Here is a 14191-nt window from a genome sequence, read left to right as displayed (position 1 = left end):
CCGGCTATTGTGCCGATCCCCCCCTCTATATACTAGTGGGCTGTGTGGCTGTCTTGACTCGCCGATCCAGCTGTCTTGCGCCAACCCCGTCCCGGGTCGCTTTGAGCGGAATCCTGAAATGAGCCAACAGTTTCAACACGATGTTCTGGTAATTGGCAGCGGTGCTGCCGGCTTGAGCCTTGCGCTGACCTTGCCCGGTCATTTGCGCATCGCCGTATTGAGCAAAGGCGACCTCGCCAATGGCTCAACCTTCTGGGCCCAGGGTGGTGTCGCTGCCGTTCTGGATGACACCGACACTGTCGAATCCCATGTCGATGACACCCTCAACGCCGGTGGTGGCCTATGCCATGAAGACGCGGTGCGCTTTACTGTCGAGCACAGCAGAGAGGCTATCCAATGGCTGATCGACCAAGGCGTGCCCTTTACCCGCGATGAACAGTCCGGCACCGAAGACGGTGGTTTCGAGTTTCACCTGACCCGCGAAGGCGGCCACAGCCATCGGCGTATCATCCACGCAGCCGACGCAACGGGCGCGGCGATCTTCAGAACCCTGCTCGATCAGGCCAAACAGCGTCCCAACATCGAACTGCTGGAGCAGCGAGTCGCGGTCGACCTGATTACCGAAAAGCGCCTGGGCCTTGAAGGCGATCGTTGCCTCGGCGCCTATGTGCTCAACCGCAGCACCGGTGAAGTCGACACCTACGGCGCGCGTTTCGTGATCCTTGCCTCGGGCGGCGCGGCAAAGGTCTATCTCTACACCAGCAACCCCGACGGTGCCTGCGGCGATGGTATCGCCATGGCCTGGCGTTCGGGCTGCCGGGTGGCGAACCTGGAATTCAACCAGTTCCATCCCACTTGCCTTTATCACCCGCAAGCCAAGAGTTTCCTGATCACCGAAGCCCTGCGCGGCGAAGGCGGGCATCTGAAGCTGCCCAATGGTGAACGCTTCATGCAGCGCTTCGACCCACGGGCCGAGCTGGCACCACGGGACATCGTCGCCCGCGCCATCGACCATGAGATGAAACGCCTGGGTATCGACTGCGTTTACCTCGATATCAGCCACAAGCCCGAAGACTTCATCAAGACGCACTTCCCGACGGTCTATGAACGCTGCCTGGAATTCTCCATCGACATCACCAAACAACCGATTCCGGTTGTGCCGGCGGCGCATTACACCTGCGGCGGCGTAATGGTCGATCAGCGGGGTCGCACCGATGTGCCGGGCCTGTATGCGATTGGTGAAACCAGCTTCACCGGCCTGCATGGCGCCAACCGCATGGCCAGCAACTCGCTGCTGGAGTGTTTCGTTTACGCCCGTTCGGCTGCAGCGGACATTCTTGAGCAGTTGCCAGACGTGTCGATTCCGACCGCCCTGCCCGTTTGGGATGCGAGCCAGGTCACCGATTCCGACGAAGACGTGATCATTGCGCACAACTGGGACGAACTGCGGCGATTCATGTGGGACTACGTCGGCATCGTGCGCACCAACAAGCGCCTGCAGCGGGCCCAGCACCGGGTGCGTCTGTTGCTGGACGAAATCGACGAGTTCTACAGTAACTACAAAGTCAGCCGGGATCTGATCGAGCTGCGTAACCTGGCGCAAGTAGCCGAGCTGATGATTCAGTCAGCCATGGAGCGCAAGGAAAGTCGCGGCCTGCATTACACCCTCGACTACCCGAACCTGCTGCCGGTCGCCCTGGACACTATTCTGGTGCCGCCCACCTACGCCGACTGAACTTGAGCCGAACCCGCAGGCGTCGGTGCACATCCGCCGCCTGCGAATCGCGTGGCACACAGATCGCCCTGACCCGTCGCTCATCGCACAGACGAAAACGCAGCACCACAATCAATGGCAACGCCAGACTGTCCGGCCGCAGCTGCACGGGCTGCCAACCCACCGCCTGATTCCACAACTGCCAACCATCGGCATCGCGACGCAAGCCGCTAAACGCCTGCGGGTGTGTCAGCAGAATCTGTCGCGGCAATGCCCAGACGCCATGAGCCAGACAGCAAAAAGCGCCGAGCAAACTGGCCCAGACCGGTAGGGAAAGAAGAAACAACGAACCCAGAGCGAATAGCTGGGCCACAAGATAGGCCGCCAGCAACTGCCGTGAGGCATGCCAGCGGCATTCGAACGCGTTACTTGGGCTGAACACGATCCAGGATCATGCGAACCATGCGCTGCAGCTCCGGATCTTCCGATTCGGCACGTTCCATGAACCAGCCGAACATGTCCTGATCCTCACACGTCAGCAGACGGACATACAGATCACGATCCACCTGGTTGAGGTGCGGGTAAACCTCTTTCACAAACGGCACCAGCAACACGTCAAGCTCAAGCATGCCGCGGCGGCTGTGCCAGTAGAGGCGATTCAGTTCAACTTGTTCGACCATGGAGCGCTCCTCAAATAGGCGGCAAGTATACAGCCCCAAAGCGAGCCTAACAGTCGGCTTTGGTCGGGACCGACGATCCTTTGTGAACTACCCATTTCAAGGGCGTCCCCTTATGATGTCCCTCGGACTCTTTACCCTGCGATGACCCATGGCCGATTCTGCTTTTTTCTGCACCCTGTCTCACGAAGGCGTTCTCGCGGTACGCGGCGCGGATGCCGGCAAATTCCTGCAAGGCCAATTGACTTGCAACCTTGATTACCTGAGCGACACCCAGGCCAGCCTTGGCGCGCGCTGCACGCAGAAAGGCCGGATGCAGTCGAGTTTCCGCATTCTGCTGGAAGGCGACGGTGTGCTTATGGCGATGGCCAGCGAGCTGCTGGAGCCGCAACTGGCGGACCTGAAAAAGTACGCGGTGTTCTCCAAATCGAAACTGACCGATGAAAGTGCCAGCTGGGTTCGCTTTGGCCTTGAGCATGGCGATGCGGCACTGACCAGCCTGGGCCTGGAACTACCGGCTGAAACCGACAGCGTGGTGCGCAATGACGGCCTGATCGCCCTTCGCGTCTCGCCGGATCGCGCTGAATTCTGGGTTCGCGCCGATCAAGCCGACACCATCAAGGGCAAGCTGTCCGCTCTGTTGACCGAAGGTGAATTGAATCAATGGCTGCTGGGCCAGATCCGCGCCGGGATCGGTCAGGTCATGCCGAGCACCCGCGAGCTGTTCATCCCGCAGATGCTCAATCTGCAAGCCGTCGGAGGTGTGAGTTTCAAGAAAGGTTGCTACACCGGCCAGGAAATCGTCGCGCGCATGCAATACCTTGGCAAACTCAAGCGCCGCCTGTATCGCCTGCAGCTGGAAGCCAGCGAATTGCCGGAGCCCGGCACCCAACTGTTTTCCCCGACCCACGGCAGTTCGATCGGTGAAGTGGTGCTGGCCGCCCGCACCGAGCAAAACATTGAACTCCTTGCGGTGCTGCAAGCCGAAGCGGCAGAAGATGGCAACCTGCACCTTGGCGCACTCGAAGGTCCGGGCCTGCATCTGCTCGACCTGCCTTACCAACTGGATCGTGATCGCGAAATCCAGCGTTAACAGCAGCATTTGTCGCAATACCCTAGAGAAAAGAAATGATCGAGCTGGCGGATAAGGTCCAACAGGATTTGGTTGAGGCCATCGATAACGATGACCTGGTTCTGCCAACGTTACCGGAAGTGGCCCTGCAGATTCGCAAGGCCGCTGAAGACCCGGAAATCAGTGTCAGCACACTCAGCAAAGTGATTGGCCGCGATACCGCGCTGTCGGCGCGCCTGATCAAAGTGGTCAATAGCCCGTTGCTGCGCGCGACCCAGGAAGTGACTGACCTGCACACGGCCATCACCCGGCTGGGCGTCAATTACAGCAGCAACCTGGCCATTGGCCTGGTGATGGAACAGATCTTCAATGCCCGTTCCGAAGTGGTGGAACAGAAAATGCGCGAGGTCTGGCGCAAAAGCCTGGAAATCGCCGGCGTCAGTTACGCGTTGTGCCGCAGTTATACGCAACTCAAGCCTGATCAGGCGGCGCTCGGCGGGCTCGTGCATCAGATTGGTGTCCTACCGATCCTGACCTATGCCGAAGATCACTATGAATTGCTGTCTGACCCGATCAGCCTCAACCATGTGATCGACCGGATTCATCCGCTGCTCGGCGACAAATTGCTCAGGGTCTGGGAGTTTCCGGAAATGCTGGTGCAATTGCCGGGGCTGTATCTGGATTTCAAGCGGCAATCGGAACGGGTCGATTATGTCGACCTGGTGCAAGTGGCCAGCCTTTACTGCCACAAGGACACCGATCATCCACTGGCCCGTATCGACCCCTTCAGCGTACCGGCCTTCAAGAAGCTGGGGATCGATCCGGAGAACAAGGCGATGTGCAAGGATCTGGAAGAGTCACGCTCGATGTTTTACTGATCAAGACTGCATACCCCCAATCGCGAGCAGGCTCGCTCCCACATTGATCTATCTAACACCGAAGATCTCCTGTGGGAGCGAGCCTGCTCGCGATTGGGCCGGTCCAGACACCACAGGACTACCCCGCAATAAAACTCACCCGCACCTTCAGCCCCGCCTGCTCGCCATCGTGCAGGCTGATCTGCGCCAGGTGAGCACGGCAGATCTCGCCGACAATGGCCAATCCCAGCCCCGATCCGGCCACCTGCTGGTTGCGCCGATAAAAACGCTCGAACACCCGATCCCGCTCTTCAAGAGGAATCCCCGGGCCATCGTCTTCGACCTCCAGCACCGCGGGTGCCATGACCCGCAAAATCACATTGCCGCCCGGTGGCGTGTGGGCCAGCGCATTGTCTACCAGATTGCTCAACAGTTCATTCAACAACGTCGGTTCGCCGCGCAGCCACACCGGTTCGTCGGCCTCCAGCGCCAATGCCACGCCGCGCGCGTGGGCCAGCGGTGCCATCGCCATGCCCAGTTCCCGGGCCAACTGACTGAGGTCGAGCAACTGCGCACCGCCCTCGGCGATTGCCCGGGCGCCGTTTTCGACCCGTGCCAGCGAAAGCAATTGATTGGCCAGGTGAGTCAGGCGATCCGTCCCTTGGGCGGCGGTTTCCAGGGTGCTGCGCCAGATTTCGGGTTCGTTAGACCGCAAGCCCAGTTCGAGTCGTGCCTTGAGCGCCGCCAACGGGGTACGCAATTCGTGGGCGGCGTCGGCGATGAACTGCGCCTGGCGCTCGAACTGCCCGCGCAAACGTTCGGTAAAGTGATTGAGCGCACGCACCAGTGGCCCCAATTCGTGTTGCACTTCCACCAGCGGCAAGGGCCGCAAGTCATCGGGCTGACGCTCTTCCACCGCCGTGCGCAAGCGCTCCAGCGGACGCAACGCCGCACTGACCGCAAACCACACCATCAGCAACGCACCGATCGCCAGCATGCCCAGACGCAACAACGTGTCGGCCATCAGGCTGCGAGCCATGCGGACCCGCGCTTCATCGGTTTCCGCCACGCGGATTTCCGCCATGCCGTTCATGTTCGGCTCGCTGACCGCTTTGAGCAGGCTGACCACTCGCACGTTCTGCCCTTGATAAGTGGCGTTATAGAAACGCGCCAGCGCCGGATAATCATCGGTGCGCGGCGTTCCCGGCGGCGGCGGTGGCAGGTTTTCGTAGCCCGAGATCAGCTTCTGATTGATGTCATTGACCAGGTAAAAAATTCGCCCGGCGCTGTCGTAGGCGAACGTATCGAGGGCCACGTAAGGCACGTTGGCACTGAGGCTGCCATCGCGCTGGGACAGGCCCGCGGCGATGGTCCGCGCCGAGGCCAGCAAGGTCCGGTCATACGCGGTGTCAGCGGCTTCACGACCGTTCCAGTACGCGCTCAAACCACTGGCGAGCATCAACACCACCAGCAGCAACGCGAGGTTCCACAGCAGCCGCCAACGCAGACTGCTGAGCTTACGCATCGCGGCTTTCCAGCAGATAGCCAAGGCCGCGGAAGGTCACGATGGCTACCGGTTGACCGTCGAGTTTCTTGCGCAAGCGGTGAACGTAGATTTCGATGGCATCGGGACTGGCCTCCTCGTCCAGACCGAACACCTGGGCGGCCAGTTGCTCTTTGCTCATCACCCGACCGGGACGGGCGATCAGGGCCTCGAGCACCGCCTGTTCGCGGGAGGTCAGGGTCAGCAATTCTTCGCCAAGGGTGAAGCGCCGGGTGTCCAGATCATAGGCCAGCACGCCACAACGCTGCTGGCGTTCACCGCCGAGCACACTGCGACGCAGCAAGGCTTTGACCCGGGCTTCGAGCTCTGTCAGCTCGAAGGGTTTGGCCAGGTAATCGTCAGCCCCAAGGTTCAGGCCGTGGACCCGATCCTTGACGTCGCTGCGGGCAGTCAGCATCAGCACCGGCAGGTTCTTGCCCCGGGCCCGCAGGCGCGCCAGCACTTCGAAACCATCCATGCGCGGCAGGCCGACATCGAGGATCGCCACGGCGTATTCCTCGCTGCTCAAGGCCAGGTCGGCCGCCACACCGTCGTGCAGCACATCCACGGTCAGCCCGGTGCTCTTGAGCGCCTGAGCGACACTTTCGGCAAGCTGCAGATGGTCTTCAACGAGCAGAACACGCATGGATCTTTACCTCATTCAGGGATGGTCGACGCCATTCTTTGGCGCGGAGTTTACAGCCGCATCCGTCGCTGTGAAGCCCGAAAACCGTGAAAGTCAGCTGAAAGGTTAGCGAAAGGTTGGCCAGTTAGAGTCCAGCCACGGACAGTTTCGACTGCCGTTGCTAGTGCCCATAGCAGTACGAGAAACGCCTCGAAGCGTTTTCGCCAATAAGAACAATAAACGGAGTACGTCACCATGCTGTCCATGCAGCTTCAGGCTCGTCCGCCTGCTCGTTTTTCCCGTCTCAGCCATACCGCCCTTGCCAGTGCCGCCGCCCTCGCCGGCTTTTCGCCGTTGAGCCAGGCTGCCTTCTTCGAAGACAGTACGGCAACCTTCGAAACCCGCAACATGTATTTCAACCGCGACTTTCGCGACGGCACCAGCGCCCAGCAATCCAAGCGGGACGAATGGGCTCAGGGGTTCATGCTCAATCTGCAATCGGGTTACACCGACGGCACCGTGGGGTTCGGTGTCGATGCGCTGGGCATGCTGGGGGTAAAACTCGATTCAAGTCCGGACCGCACCGGCACAGGCTTGTTGCCGACCCATGACGACGGTCGCGCGGCGGATGAATATTCCAAGCTCGGCCTGACCGGCAAAGTGAAAATCTCCGCCACGGAACTGAAAATCGGCAGCCTGATTCCGGAATTGCCGATCCTAAAAGCCAACGACGGGCGCATTCTGCCGCAGACCTTTGAAGGCGGCCTGCTGACCTCCAAAGAGATCAAGAACCTGACCTTCACCGGCGGGCGTCTGGAGAAAGCCAAGGACCGCGACAGCACCGACTTCGAAGACATCGCGCTCAACAACAAGAACAGCCGCTTCGCCGGAACCGCGGCGGGTAAGCACTTTGACTTTGGCGGCGTGGACTACAAGTTCACCGACAAGATCACCGGCAGCTACCACTTCGCCCAACTCGATGAAGTCTATAACCAGCACTTCCTTGGCGTGGTCGCCTCGCAACCGTTCGGTCCCGGCACGTTCGGCACCGATCTGCGATTGGCCGTCAGTGACGACCAGGGCGCGGCCCGGGGCGGCAAGATCGACAACCAATCCCTGAACGGTCTGGTGAGCTACGCCTTGAGCGGGCATAAATTCAGCGCCGGTTATCAGCACATGTCGGGTGACAGTGCCTTCCCCTACGTCGATGGCAGCGATCCGTACCTGGTCAACTTCGTGCAGATCAATGACTTTGCCGGCGCCGAAGAACGTTCCTGGCAGGCACGTTACGACTATGACTTCACCAAACTCGGCATTCCGGGCCTGAGTTTCATGAGCCGTTACCTGAGCGGTGACAACATCAAGCTCAAGAACGGTGACGAAGGCAAAGAGTGGGAACGCAACACCGAGATCAAATACGTCGTACAAAGCGGCGCCCTGAAAGATGTCGCCGTACGCCTGCGCAATGCCACTTACCGTTCCAACTACTCCGCTCGCGATGCCGATGAAGTGCGTCTGCTGGTGAGCTATAGCGTTGCCCTTTGGTAAACACACGTTCAATAACAATAATGAATGCCCGTGGAGACTCAAATGAACTTATCAATGCGTAAAGTTGCTCTCGCCGCCAGCTGTGTGCTGTTTGCCAGCCAATTGATGGCCGAACCGAAACGTCCGGAATGCATAGCACCGGCCTCGCCAGGCGGCGGTTTCGACCTCACCTGCAAACTGGCGCAGAGCGCGCTGGTCAACGAAAAACTGCTGACCAAACCGATGCGCGTGACCTACATGCCCGGCGGTGTCGGCGCGGTGGCGTACAACGCGGTGGTCGCTCAGCGTCCGGCCGATGCCGGCACGCTGGTGGCGTGGTCCAGCGGTTCGCTGCTGAACCTGGCGCAAGGCAAGTTCGGTCGTTTCGATGAAACCAACGTTCGTTGGCTGGCAGCTGTCGGCACAAGCTATGGCGCCATCGCGGTGAAAAGCGATTCGCCTTACAAGACCCTGGACGACCTGGTTCAGGCGCTGAAGAAAGATCCGAGCAAAGTGGTGATCGGTTCCGGCGGCACCGTCGGCAGTCAGGACTGGATGCAGACCGCATTGATCGCCAAAGCGGCCGGGATCAACCCGCGCGACCTGCGTTATGTCGCCCTCGAAGGTGGTGGTGAAATCGCCACTGCCCTGCTCGGCGGCCACATCCAGGTCGGCAGCACCGACATCTCCGACTCCATGCCACACATCCAGAGCGGCGACATGCGCCTACTGGCAGTGTTCTCGGAGAAGCGTCTGGATGAGCCGGAAATGAAAGACATTCCGACCGCTAAAGAGCAAGGCTACGACATCGTCTGGCCAGTGGTTCGCGGTTTCTACCTCGGACCAAAAGTCAGTGACGAAGACTACGCCTGGTGGAAAGGCGCCTTCGACAAACTGCTGGCCTCCGAGGATTTCGCCAAGCTGCGCGATCAGCGTGAACTGTTCCCGTTCGCCATGACCGGTCCGGAGCTGGACACCTACGTCAAGAAGCAGGTCGCGGACTACAAAGTGCTGGCCAAAGAGTTCGGCCTGATCCAGTGATCGCCTCTGTCTAGCGGCCACGACCCCGGTTCTCGGGGTCGTAGCCCAGGAGTTCCTCATGCTCATACAACGCATTTTTGCTTCGGTGCTGTTGCTGGCCTGTATCGGCCTGGCGCTGATGGCGTGGCCGTATCAAGCGGCTTTTTCCTACGAACCGGTTGGGCCTCGAGCCTTCCCCCTGCTGATGCTCGGCCTGATGGGCCTGGCGTTGCTATACATGGTGTTTCGACCGGCGCCGATCGTGCACAGCGACGATGACCCGAAACTGGACCGCGAAACCCTGACCAAAATCGGCATTTGCGTGCTGCTGTTGCTGGTGTTCGCCGGGACCTTCGAACCCCTTGGTTTCATCGTCGCAAGCATTCTGATCGGTGTCCCGATGGCGCGCCTGTATGGCGGCCGCTGGCTGCCCAGTACAGTGATCATCAGCCTGATGGCTATCGGTCTTTATCTGCTGTTCGACAAGTTGATGGACGTGCCACTGCCGCTAGGCGTGCTCGACGTTCTGGAGAACTGATATGGATACTCTTGGCTATTTGGGTCAGGGCTTCGGCGTCGCGCTGACCCCGTACAACCTCGTGACCGCGCTGTGCGGCACCCTGATCGGCACCGTCGTCGGGCTGTTGCCGGGGCTGGGTCCGATCAACGGCGTGGCGTTGCTGATTCCGATCGCATTCGCCCTCGGCCTGCCACCGGAGTCGGCGCTGATCCTGCTGGCGGCGGTGTACCTGGGTTGCGAATACGGCGGCCGGATCAGCTCGATCCTGCTGAACATCCCGGGCGAAGCCTCCACCGTAATGACCACTCTCGACGGTTACCCGATGGCCCGCAAAGGGCTGGCCGGTGTAGCGCTGTCGCTGTCGGCGTGGAGTTCGTTCATCGGTGCATTCATCGCGACTTGCGGCATGGTGTTGTTCGCCCCGCTGCTGGCGAAATGGGCGATTGCCTTCGGACCGGCAGAGTATTTCGTACTGATGGTGTTTGCGATTGTCTGTCTCGGCGGCATGGCCGGCGACCGACCGCTCAAGACCTTCATTGCGGCGCTGATCGGTCTGTTTCTGTCGAGCGTCGGGATCGATGCCAACAGCGGCGTATACCGTTTCACCGGGGATAACATTCACCTGACGGACGGCATTCAGTTCGTCGTACTGGTATTGGGCCTGTTCTCCATCAGCGAAATCCTCCTGCTGCTGGAAAAAACCCATCGCGGCCAGGAAGCGGTGAAAGCCACCGGGCGCATGATGTTCAACTTCAAGGAAGCCTCGGCGGTGTTCGTGGTGAACATCCGTTGCGGTTTGCTGGGTTTCATCATGGGCGTGTTGCCGGGTGCCGGTGCGACGTTGGCCAGCGCTGTGGCCTACATGACCGAGAAACGTATCGCCGGCGCCAAGGGCACGTTCGGACAAGGTGACATGCGCGGCCTCGCGGCTCCGGAAACCGCCATCGGGGGCGCCGCCTGCGGTGCACTGGTGCCGATGCTGACTCTCGGCGTTCCGGGCTCAGGTACCACGGCGGTGATGATCGGCGCGCTGTCGTTGTACAACATCACCCCTGGCCCGCTGTTATTCCAGCAGCAACCGGACATCGTCTGGGGCCTGATCGCGTCGTTGTTCGTCGCCAACGTGATGCTGGTGATCCTCAACATTCCGATGATCCGCATCTTTACCCGCATCCTCGCCGTGCCAAACTGGGCGCTGGTGCCGGTGATCGCGATCATCACCGGGATCGGCGTCTACGCGGTGCATGCCACCACGTTCGACCTGTTCCTGATGATCGGCATCGGTATTTTCGGCTACATCCTGCGCAAGCTGGACTTCCCGTTGTCGCCAGTACTGCTGGGTTTCATCCTTGGTGGTCTGATGGAGCAAAACCTGCGTCGCGCGCTGTCGATTTCCAACGGTGCGCTGGAAATCCTCTGGTCGAGCCCGATCACGTTCGGTTGCTGGGTACTGACTGCAATCATGTTGCTGATGCCGCTGCTGCGTATCTGGCGCAAACGTTCGGTCGCCCGGCGCGCTATCGCCGATGTCTGATCGGCCCCCCTTCAAAAGCTGGTGGGGAACACCGCTGGTCGGTCTGCTGGGCGGTTACCTCGCCAGCCAGATCGGCTGGCCACTGCCGTGGATGGTCGGCTCGTTGCTGGCGATCATCCTGGTGCGCTGTCTGACACCCTGGCAATTGGCGGAAATCCCTGGCGGCCGCAAGTGCGGCCAGTGGATCGTCGGCATCGGTATCGGCCTGCACTTCACCCCAGTGGTGATGGAGCAGGTACTGAGTCACTTCGGTTTGATCTTCTTCGGTGCGCTGGTTACCAGCCTGTCCGCCGTGGTGGGGGTCTGGTTGATGCGGCGCACCGGGGAAGATCGCGCTACTGCATTCTTTTCCAGCATGCCCGGCGGCTCCGGGGAGATGGTCAACCTCGGCGCCCGCAACGGCGCGGTGCTCAGCCGGGTCGCGGCGGGACAGAGTTTGCGGGTGTTGGTGGTGGTGCTGTGTGTGCCGGCGGCGTTCAAATATCTGTTAGGCGACGGTGCGCCGGTCTTGCATCCAACGACCGTCGACTGGTGGTGGCTGGCCATTCTGTTCCCGGCGGGTGCTCTTGCCGCCTGGATCTGGGAGCGTCTGCGACAACCCAATCCCTGGCTGTTCGGACCGTTGCTGGTGACTGCGACGGTGAGCATTGCTTGGGACCTGCACATCGGTCTGCCCAACGGCGGCAGTCAGATTGGCCAGTGGTTGATTGGCAGCGGGTTGGGGTGTCACTTCAATCGACAGTTCTTCCGGCGGGCACCGTCGTTCATGGGCCGAACCCTGCTTGGCACGGTGTTGACCATGTTGATCGCCACGCTGGCGGCGTTGGGTTTGAGCGCGCTGACCCATCTGGATCTGCGTTCGCTGACCTTGGGCATGATGCCCGGCGGAATTGCCGAAATGAGCCTGACGGCGGAGACCCTGCAATTGTCGGTACCGTTGGTGACAGCGATGCAGGTGATGCGGTTGTTGTTTGTATTGTTTCTGGCGGAGCCGTTGTTTCGGTATTGGAACCGGGAGCCGGATTCTCCCTGATAGACCGAGTCGCCTGCTTCGCGAGCAAGCCCGCTCCCACATTAGACCGAGTTGTCCAGGCATACACGGTCTAATGTGGGAGCGGGCTTGCTCGCGAAGGGGCCCTCCCGGTCAACACATCAGACCGACGGCAATCGCCACTCGATCGGCGTCTCGCCATTCTGCTCCAGAAACTTGTTCGCCCGGCTGAAGTGCCCGCATCCGAGGAAGCCGCGATAGGCGGACAGCGGCGACGGGTGGACCGAGGTCAGCACCAGGTGTTTGGTGGCGTCAATGAGTTTCTGCTTGCTCTGGGCATGCGCGCCCCATAGCAGGAACACCAGATGTGGCTGATGTTCGCTGACCACTTCGATAATCCGGTCGGTAAAATATTGCCAGCCCTTGCCCGCATGGGCGTTGGCATTTGCGCGCTCCACGGTCATGGTGGTGTTGAGCATCAACACGCCCTGCTCTGCCCAACTCTGCAGGTAGCCATGGTTGGGAATGTCGATGTTCAGGTCGCGCTTCAACTCTTTATAGATGTTCACCAGCGACGGCGGTGCCGGCACGCCCGGTTGCACCGAGAAGCACAACCCATGGGCCTGGCCCGGGCCGTGGTAAGGGTCTTGACCAAGGATGACCACTTTGACCTTGTCCAGCGGGGTGGAATTGAGCGCGTTGAAAATCATCGGTCCGGGTGGATAGATCTCTTTGCCCGCCGCGCGTTCCTGTTGCAGGAATGTGCGCAACTCTGCCATGTAAGGCTGGTCGAATTCGGCACGCAGTGCCTCCTTCCAGCTCGGTTCGAGTTTGATACGGTCGTCAGCAGTCATGGTTACATCCGGCAAAAACAATGGGGCGAACCCTAGGAAACCCTATCTCCCTTGTCAATTGATCTGACGCAGATCCGGCACTTTCCTATAGAGCGATCATACTGAACGCTCAATTTCCCGATCGAGGTCACGATGAATCTGCACTTCGAAGAACTCACCGGCACCGACGGCGCACGCATCGGCATCGCCAGCCTGGATGCCGAAAAGTCCCTCAACGCCCTCTCCTTGCCGATGATCAACGCCTTGCGCGATCAACTGGACGCCTGGGCCAAGGAGCCACAGATCGTTTGCGTGCTGCTGCGCGGCAATGGCGCCAAGGCTTTTTGCGCCGGCGGTGAAGTACGCAGCCTAGTGGAGGCGTGTCGCGCCCATCCCGGCGAAGTGCCACCCTTGGCCGCAAACTTCTTTGCGGCAGAATATCGCCTCGACTTCAACCTGCACACCTACCCCAAACCGCTGATCTGCTGGGGTCATGGTTACGTGCTGGGGGGTGGCATGGGGCTGCTGCAAGGGGCGAGCATTCGGATTGTCACGCCGAGCAGCCGGTTGGCGATGCCGGAGATCGGCATCGGCTTGTACCCGGATGTCGGCGCCAGTTGGTTTCTGTCGAGATTGCCCGGCAAGCTCGGATTGTTTCTCGGCCTGACCGGTGCCCAGATGAACGGTCGTGATGCGATCGATCTGGACCTCGCCGACCGCTTCCTGCGCGATGATCAACAGCATGAGCTGCTCGAAGGTTTGCTGCAATTGAACTGGCAGGAACAGACAGCCATGCAGCTCAACAGCCTGCTCAAGGCCTTGCAGCAGGAAGCGATCGCGCAGATGCCCGAAGCACAGTGGCTGCCTCGACGCGAGCAGATCGACGAACTGTTGGATGTCAGCGACGTTCGTTGCGCCTGGAAGGCCATCAGTGCGCTGCACGATCATTCTGACCCGTTGCTCGGTCGTGCCGCCAAGACCATGACTGAAGGCTCACCCCTGACCGCCCATCTGGTGTGGGAACAGATCGCTCGCGCCCGGCATCTATCGTTGGCTCAAGTCTTTCAGATGGAATACACCATGAGCCTTAACTGCTGCCGTCATCCGGAGTTCAGCGAAGGCGTACGAGCGCGGTTGATCGACAAGGACCAGAAACCTCGCTGGCACTGGCCGGATATCAACACGGTGCCGGAGGCGGCGGTGGAGGCGCATTTCCATAAAGTCTGGGAAGGCCGGCATCCTTTGGCTGATCTCTCGGAATACTAAGAATCAGACACA

General features: G+C 60.3%; 14 protein-coding genes. 9 read left to right on the top strand and 5 right to left on the bottom strand.

All coding sequences use genetic code 11. The features are described from left to right. The first annotated feature begins 118 nt into the window (after positions 1-118). Positions 119-1735 (top strand): L-aspartate oxidase, encoded by a 1617-nt coding sequence (nadB, locus tag AB7M29_RS10005; RefSeq protein WP_123721946.1) that lies wholly within the window; start codon positions 119-121, stop codon positions 1733-1735. On the opposite strand, the gene AB7M29_RS10000 is transcribed toward nadB, so the two are convergent. Together AB7M29_RS10000 and AB7M29_RS09995 are read right to left on the bottom strand one after the other, a co-directional pair. After that, on the bottom strand, positions 1704-2156 hold the full coding sequence (locus tag AB7M29_RS10000) for a protein YgfX (protein WP_454246784.1): 453 nt from the start codon (positions 2154-2156) through the stop codon (positions 1704-1706). The genes nadB and AB7M29_RS10000 overlap by 32 nt on opposite strands. After that, entirely contained in the window at positions 2140-2394 is a 255-nt protein-coding gene (locus AB7M29_RS09995) for an FAD assembly factor SdhE (protein WP_217856610.1), read from the bottom strand. The genes AB7M29_RS10000 and AB7M29_RS09995 overlap by 17 nt, the downstream gene beginning before the upstream one ends. A 148-nt stretch (positions 2395-2542) precedes the next feature. Here AB7M29_RS09995 and ygfZ point away from each other — a divergent pair, with 148 nt between their 5' ends. Then, positions 2543-3484 carry a CAF17-like 4Fe-4S cluster assembly/insertion protein YgfZ gene (gene ygfZ / locus AB7M29_RS09990; RefSeq protein WP_454246783.1) on the top strand — a complete coding sequence of 314 codons (942 nt, stop codon included), beginning with the start codon at positions 2543-2545 and terminating at the stop codon, positions 3482-3484. Between the two features lie 35 nt (positions 3485-3519). Then, positions 3520-4341: an HDOD domain-containing protein gene (locus tag AB7M29_RS09985; protein WP_123721949.1), complete on the top strand. Its 822-nt coding sequence runs from the start codon at positions 3520-3522 to the stop codon at positions 4339-4341. Positions 4342-4459: 118 nt separating this feature from the next. On the opposite strand, the gene AB7M29_RS09980 is transcribed toward AB7M29_RS09985, so the two are convergent. Beyond that, on the bottom strand, positions 4460-5845 hold the full coding sequence (locus AB7M29_RS09980; RefSeq protein ID WP_217856612.1) for a sensor histidine kinase: 1386 nt from the start codon (positions 5843-5845) through the stop codon (positions 4460-4462). Continuing rightward, positions 5838-6509, bottom strand: a complete 672-nt coding sequence (locus tag AB7M29_RS09975; RefSeq protein WP_007898613.1) for a response regulator — start codon at positions 6507-6509, stop codon at positions 5838-5840. The genes AB7M29_RS09980 and AB7M29_RS09975 overlap by 8 nt, the downstream gene beginning before the upstream one ends. Positions 6510-6743: 234 nt before the next feature. Here AB7M29_RS09975 and AB7M29_RS09970 point away from each other — a divergent pair, with 234 nt between their 5' ends. The 5 genes from AB7M29_RS09970 to AB7M29_RS09950 are packed head-to-tail and all read left to right on the top strand — an operon-like array spanning position 6744 to position 12122. Then, positions 6744-8036: an OprD family porin gene (locus tag AB7M29_RS09970; protein WP_217856613.1), complete on the top strand. Its 1293-nt coding sequence runs from the start codon at positions 6744-6746 to the stop codon at positions 8034-8036. A gap of 42 nt (positions 8037-8078) precedes the next feature. Further along, complete coding sequence (locus AB7M29_RS09965; RefSeq protein WP_217856614.1) at positions 8079-9056, top strand: Bug family tripartite tricarboxylate transporter substrate binding protein; 978 nt, start codon at positions 8079-8081, stop codon at positions 9054-9056. 58 nt (positions 9057-9114) lie between these two features. Continuing rightward, a complete protein-coding gene (locus AB7M29_RS09960) occupies positions 9115-9573 on the top strand; it encodes a tripartite tricarboxylate transporter TctB family protein (RefSeq protein ID WP_123721953.1) in 459 nt (152 codons plus the stop codon). Position 9574: 1 nt separating this feature from the next. Further along, the gene (locus AB7M29_RS09955; RefSeq protein WP_192344354.1) at positions 9575-11089 is read left to right on the top strand and encodes a tripartite tricarboxylate transporter permease; all 1515 of its coding nucleotides are present in this window, start codon (positions 9575-9577) and stop codon (positions 11087-11089) included. Continuing rightward, positions 11082-12122 carry an AbrB family transcriptional regulator gene (locus AB7M29_RS09950; RefSeq protein ID WP_123721955.1) on the top strand — a complete coding sequence of 347 codons (1041 nt, stop codon included), beginning with the start codon at positions 11082-11084 and terminating at the stop codon, positions 12120-12122. The genes AB7M29_RS09955 and AB7M29_RS09950 overlap by 8 nt, the downstream gene beginning before the upstream one ends. 119 nt (positions 12123-12241) lie before the next feature. Here the strand turns inward: AB7M29_RS09950 and ung are convergent, their stop codons facing one another. Beyond that, positions 12242-12934: a uracil-DNA glycosylase gene (gene ung / locus AB7M29_RS09945; RefSeq protein ID WP_008074486.1), complete on the bottom strand. Its 693-nt coding sequence runs from the start codon at positions 12932-12934 to the stop codon at positions 12242-12244. A 132-nt stretch (positions 12935-13066) separates the two neighbouring features. Here ung and AB7M29_RS09940 point away from each other — a divergent pair, with 132 nt between their 5' ends. Further along, complete coding sequence (locus AB7M29_RS09940) at positions 13067-14179, top strand: enoyl-CoA hydratase/isomerase family protein (protein ID WP_217856615.1); 1113 nt, start codon at positions 13067-13069, stop codon at positions 14177-14179. Positions 14180-14191: the final 12 nt, after the last annotated feature.

It is taken from the genome of Pseudomonas sp. F-14 TE3623, from assembly GCF_053629015.1.
The sequence above is the reverse complement of the archived record's forward strand: the minus strand, read 5'-3'. Positions and strand labels throughout refer to the sequence as shown.

What these genes read in the sequence shown, in the direction of transcription:
- AB7M29_RS09985 (WP_123721949.1), top strand. Translation starts at nt 3,520, where the DNA reads ATGATCGAGCTGGCGGATAAGGTCCAACAGGATTTGGTTGAGGCCATC.
- ygfZ (WP_454246783.1), top strand. Translation starts at nt 2,543, where the DNA reads ATGGCCGATTCTGCTTTTTTCTGCACCCTGTCTCACGAAGGCGTTCTC.
- AB7M29_RS09975 (WP_007898613.1), bottom strand. Translation starts at nt 6,509, where the DNA reads ATGCGTGTTCTGCTCGTTGAAGACCATCTGCAGCTTGCCGAAAGTGTC.
- AB7M29_RS09965 (WP_217856614.1), top strand. Translation starts at nt 8,079, where the DNA reads ATGAACTTATCAATGCGTAAAGTTGCTCTCGCCGCCAGCTGTGTGCTG.
- AB7M29_RS09955 (WP_192344354.1), top strand. Translation starts at nt 9,575, where the DNA reads ATGGATACTCTTGGCTATTTGGGTCAGGGCTTCGGCGTCGCGCTGACC.
- ung (WP_008074486.1), bottom strand. Translation starts at nt 12,934, where the DNA reads ATGACTGCTGACGACCGTATCAAACTCGAACCGAGCTGGAAGGAGGCA.
- nadB (WP_123721946.1), top strand. Translation starts at nt 119, where the DNA reads ATGAGCCAACAGTTTCAACACGATGTTCTGGTAATTGGCAGCGGTGCT.
- AB7M29_RS09940 (WP_217856615.1), top strand. Translation starts at nt 13,067, where the DNA reads ATGAATCTGCACTTCGAAGAACTCACCGGCACCGACGGCGCACGCATC.
- AB7M29_RS09970 (WP_217856613.1), top strand. Translation starts at nt 6,744, where the DNA reads ATGCTGTCCATGCAGCTTCAGGCTCGTCCGCCTGCTCGTTTTTCCCGT.
- AB7M29_RS09995 (WP_217856610.1), bottom strand. Translation starts at nt 2,394, where the DNA reads ATGGTCGAACAAGTTGAACTGAATCGCCTCTACTGGCACAGCCGCCGC.
- AB7M29_RS09950 (WP_123721955.1), top strand. Translation starts at nt 11,082, where the DNA reads ATGTCTGATCGGCCCCCCTTCAAAAGCTGGTGGGGAACACCGCTGGTC.
- AB7M29_RS09980 (WP_217856612.1), bottom strand. Translation starts at nt 5,845, where the DNA reads ATGCGTAAGCTCAGCAGTCTGCGTTGGCGGCTGCTGTGGAACCTCGCG.
- AB7M29_RS09960 (WP_123721953.1), top strand. Translation starts at nt 9,115, where the DNA reads ATGCTCATACAACGCATTTTTGCTTCGGTGCTGTTGCTGGCCTGTATC.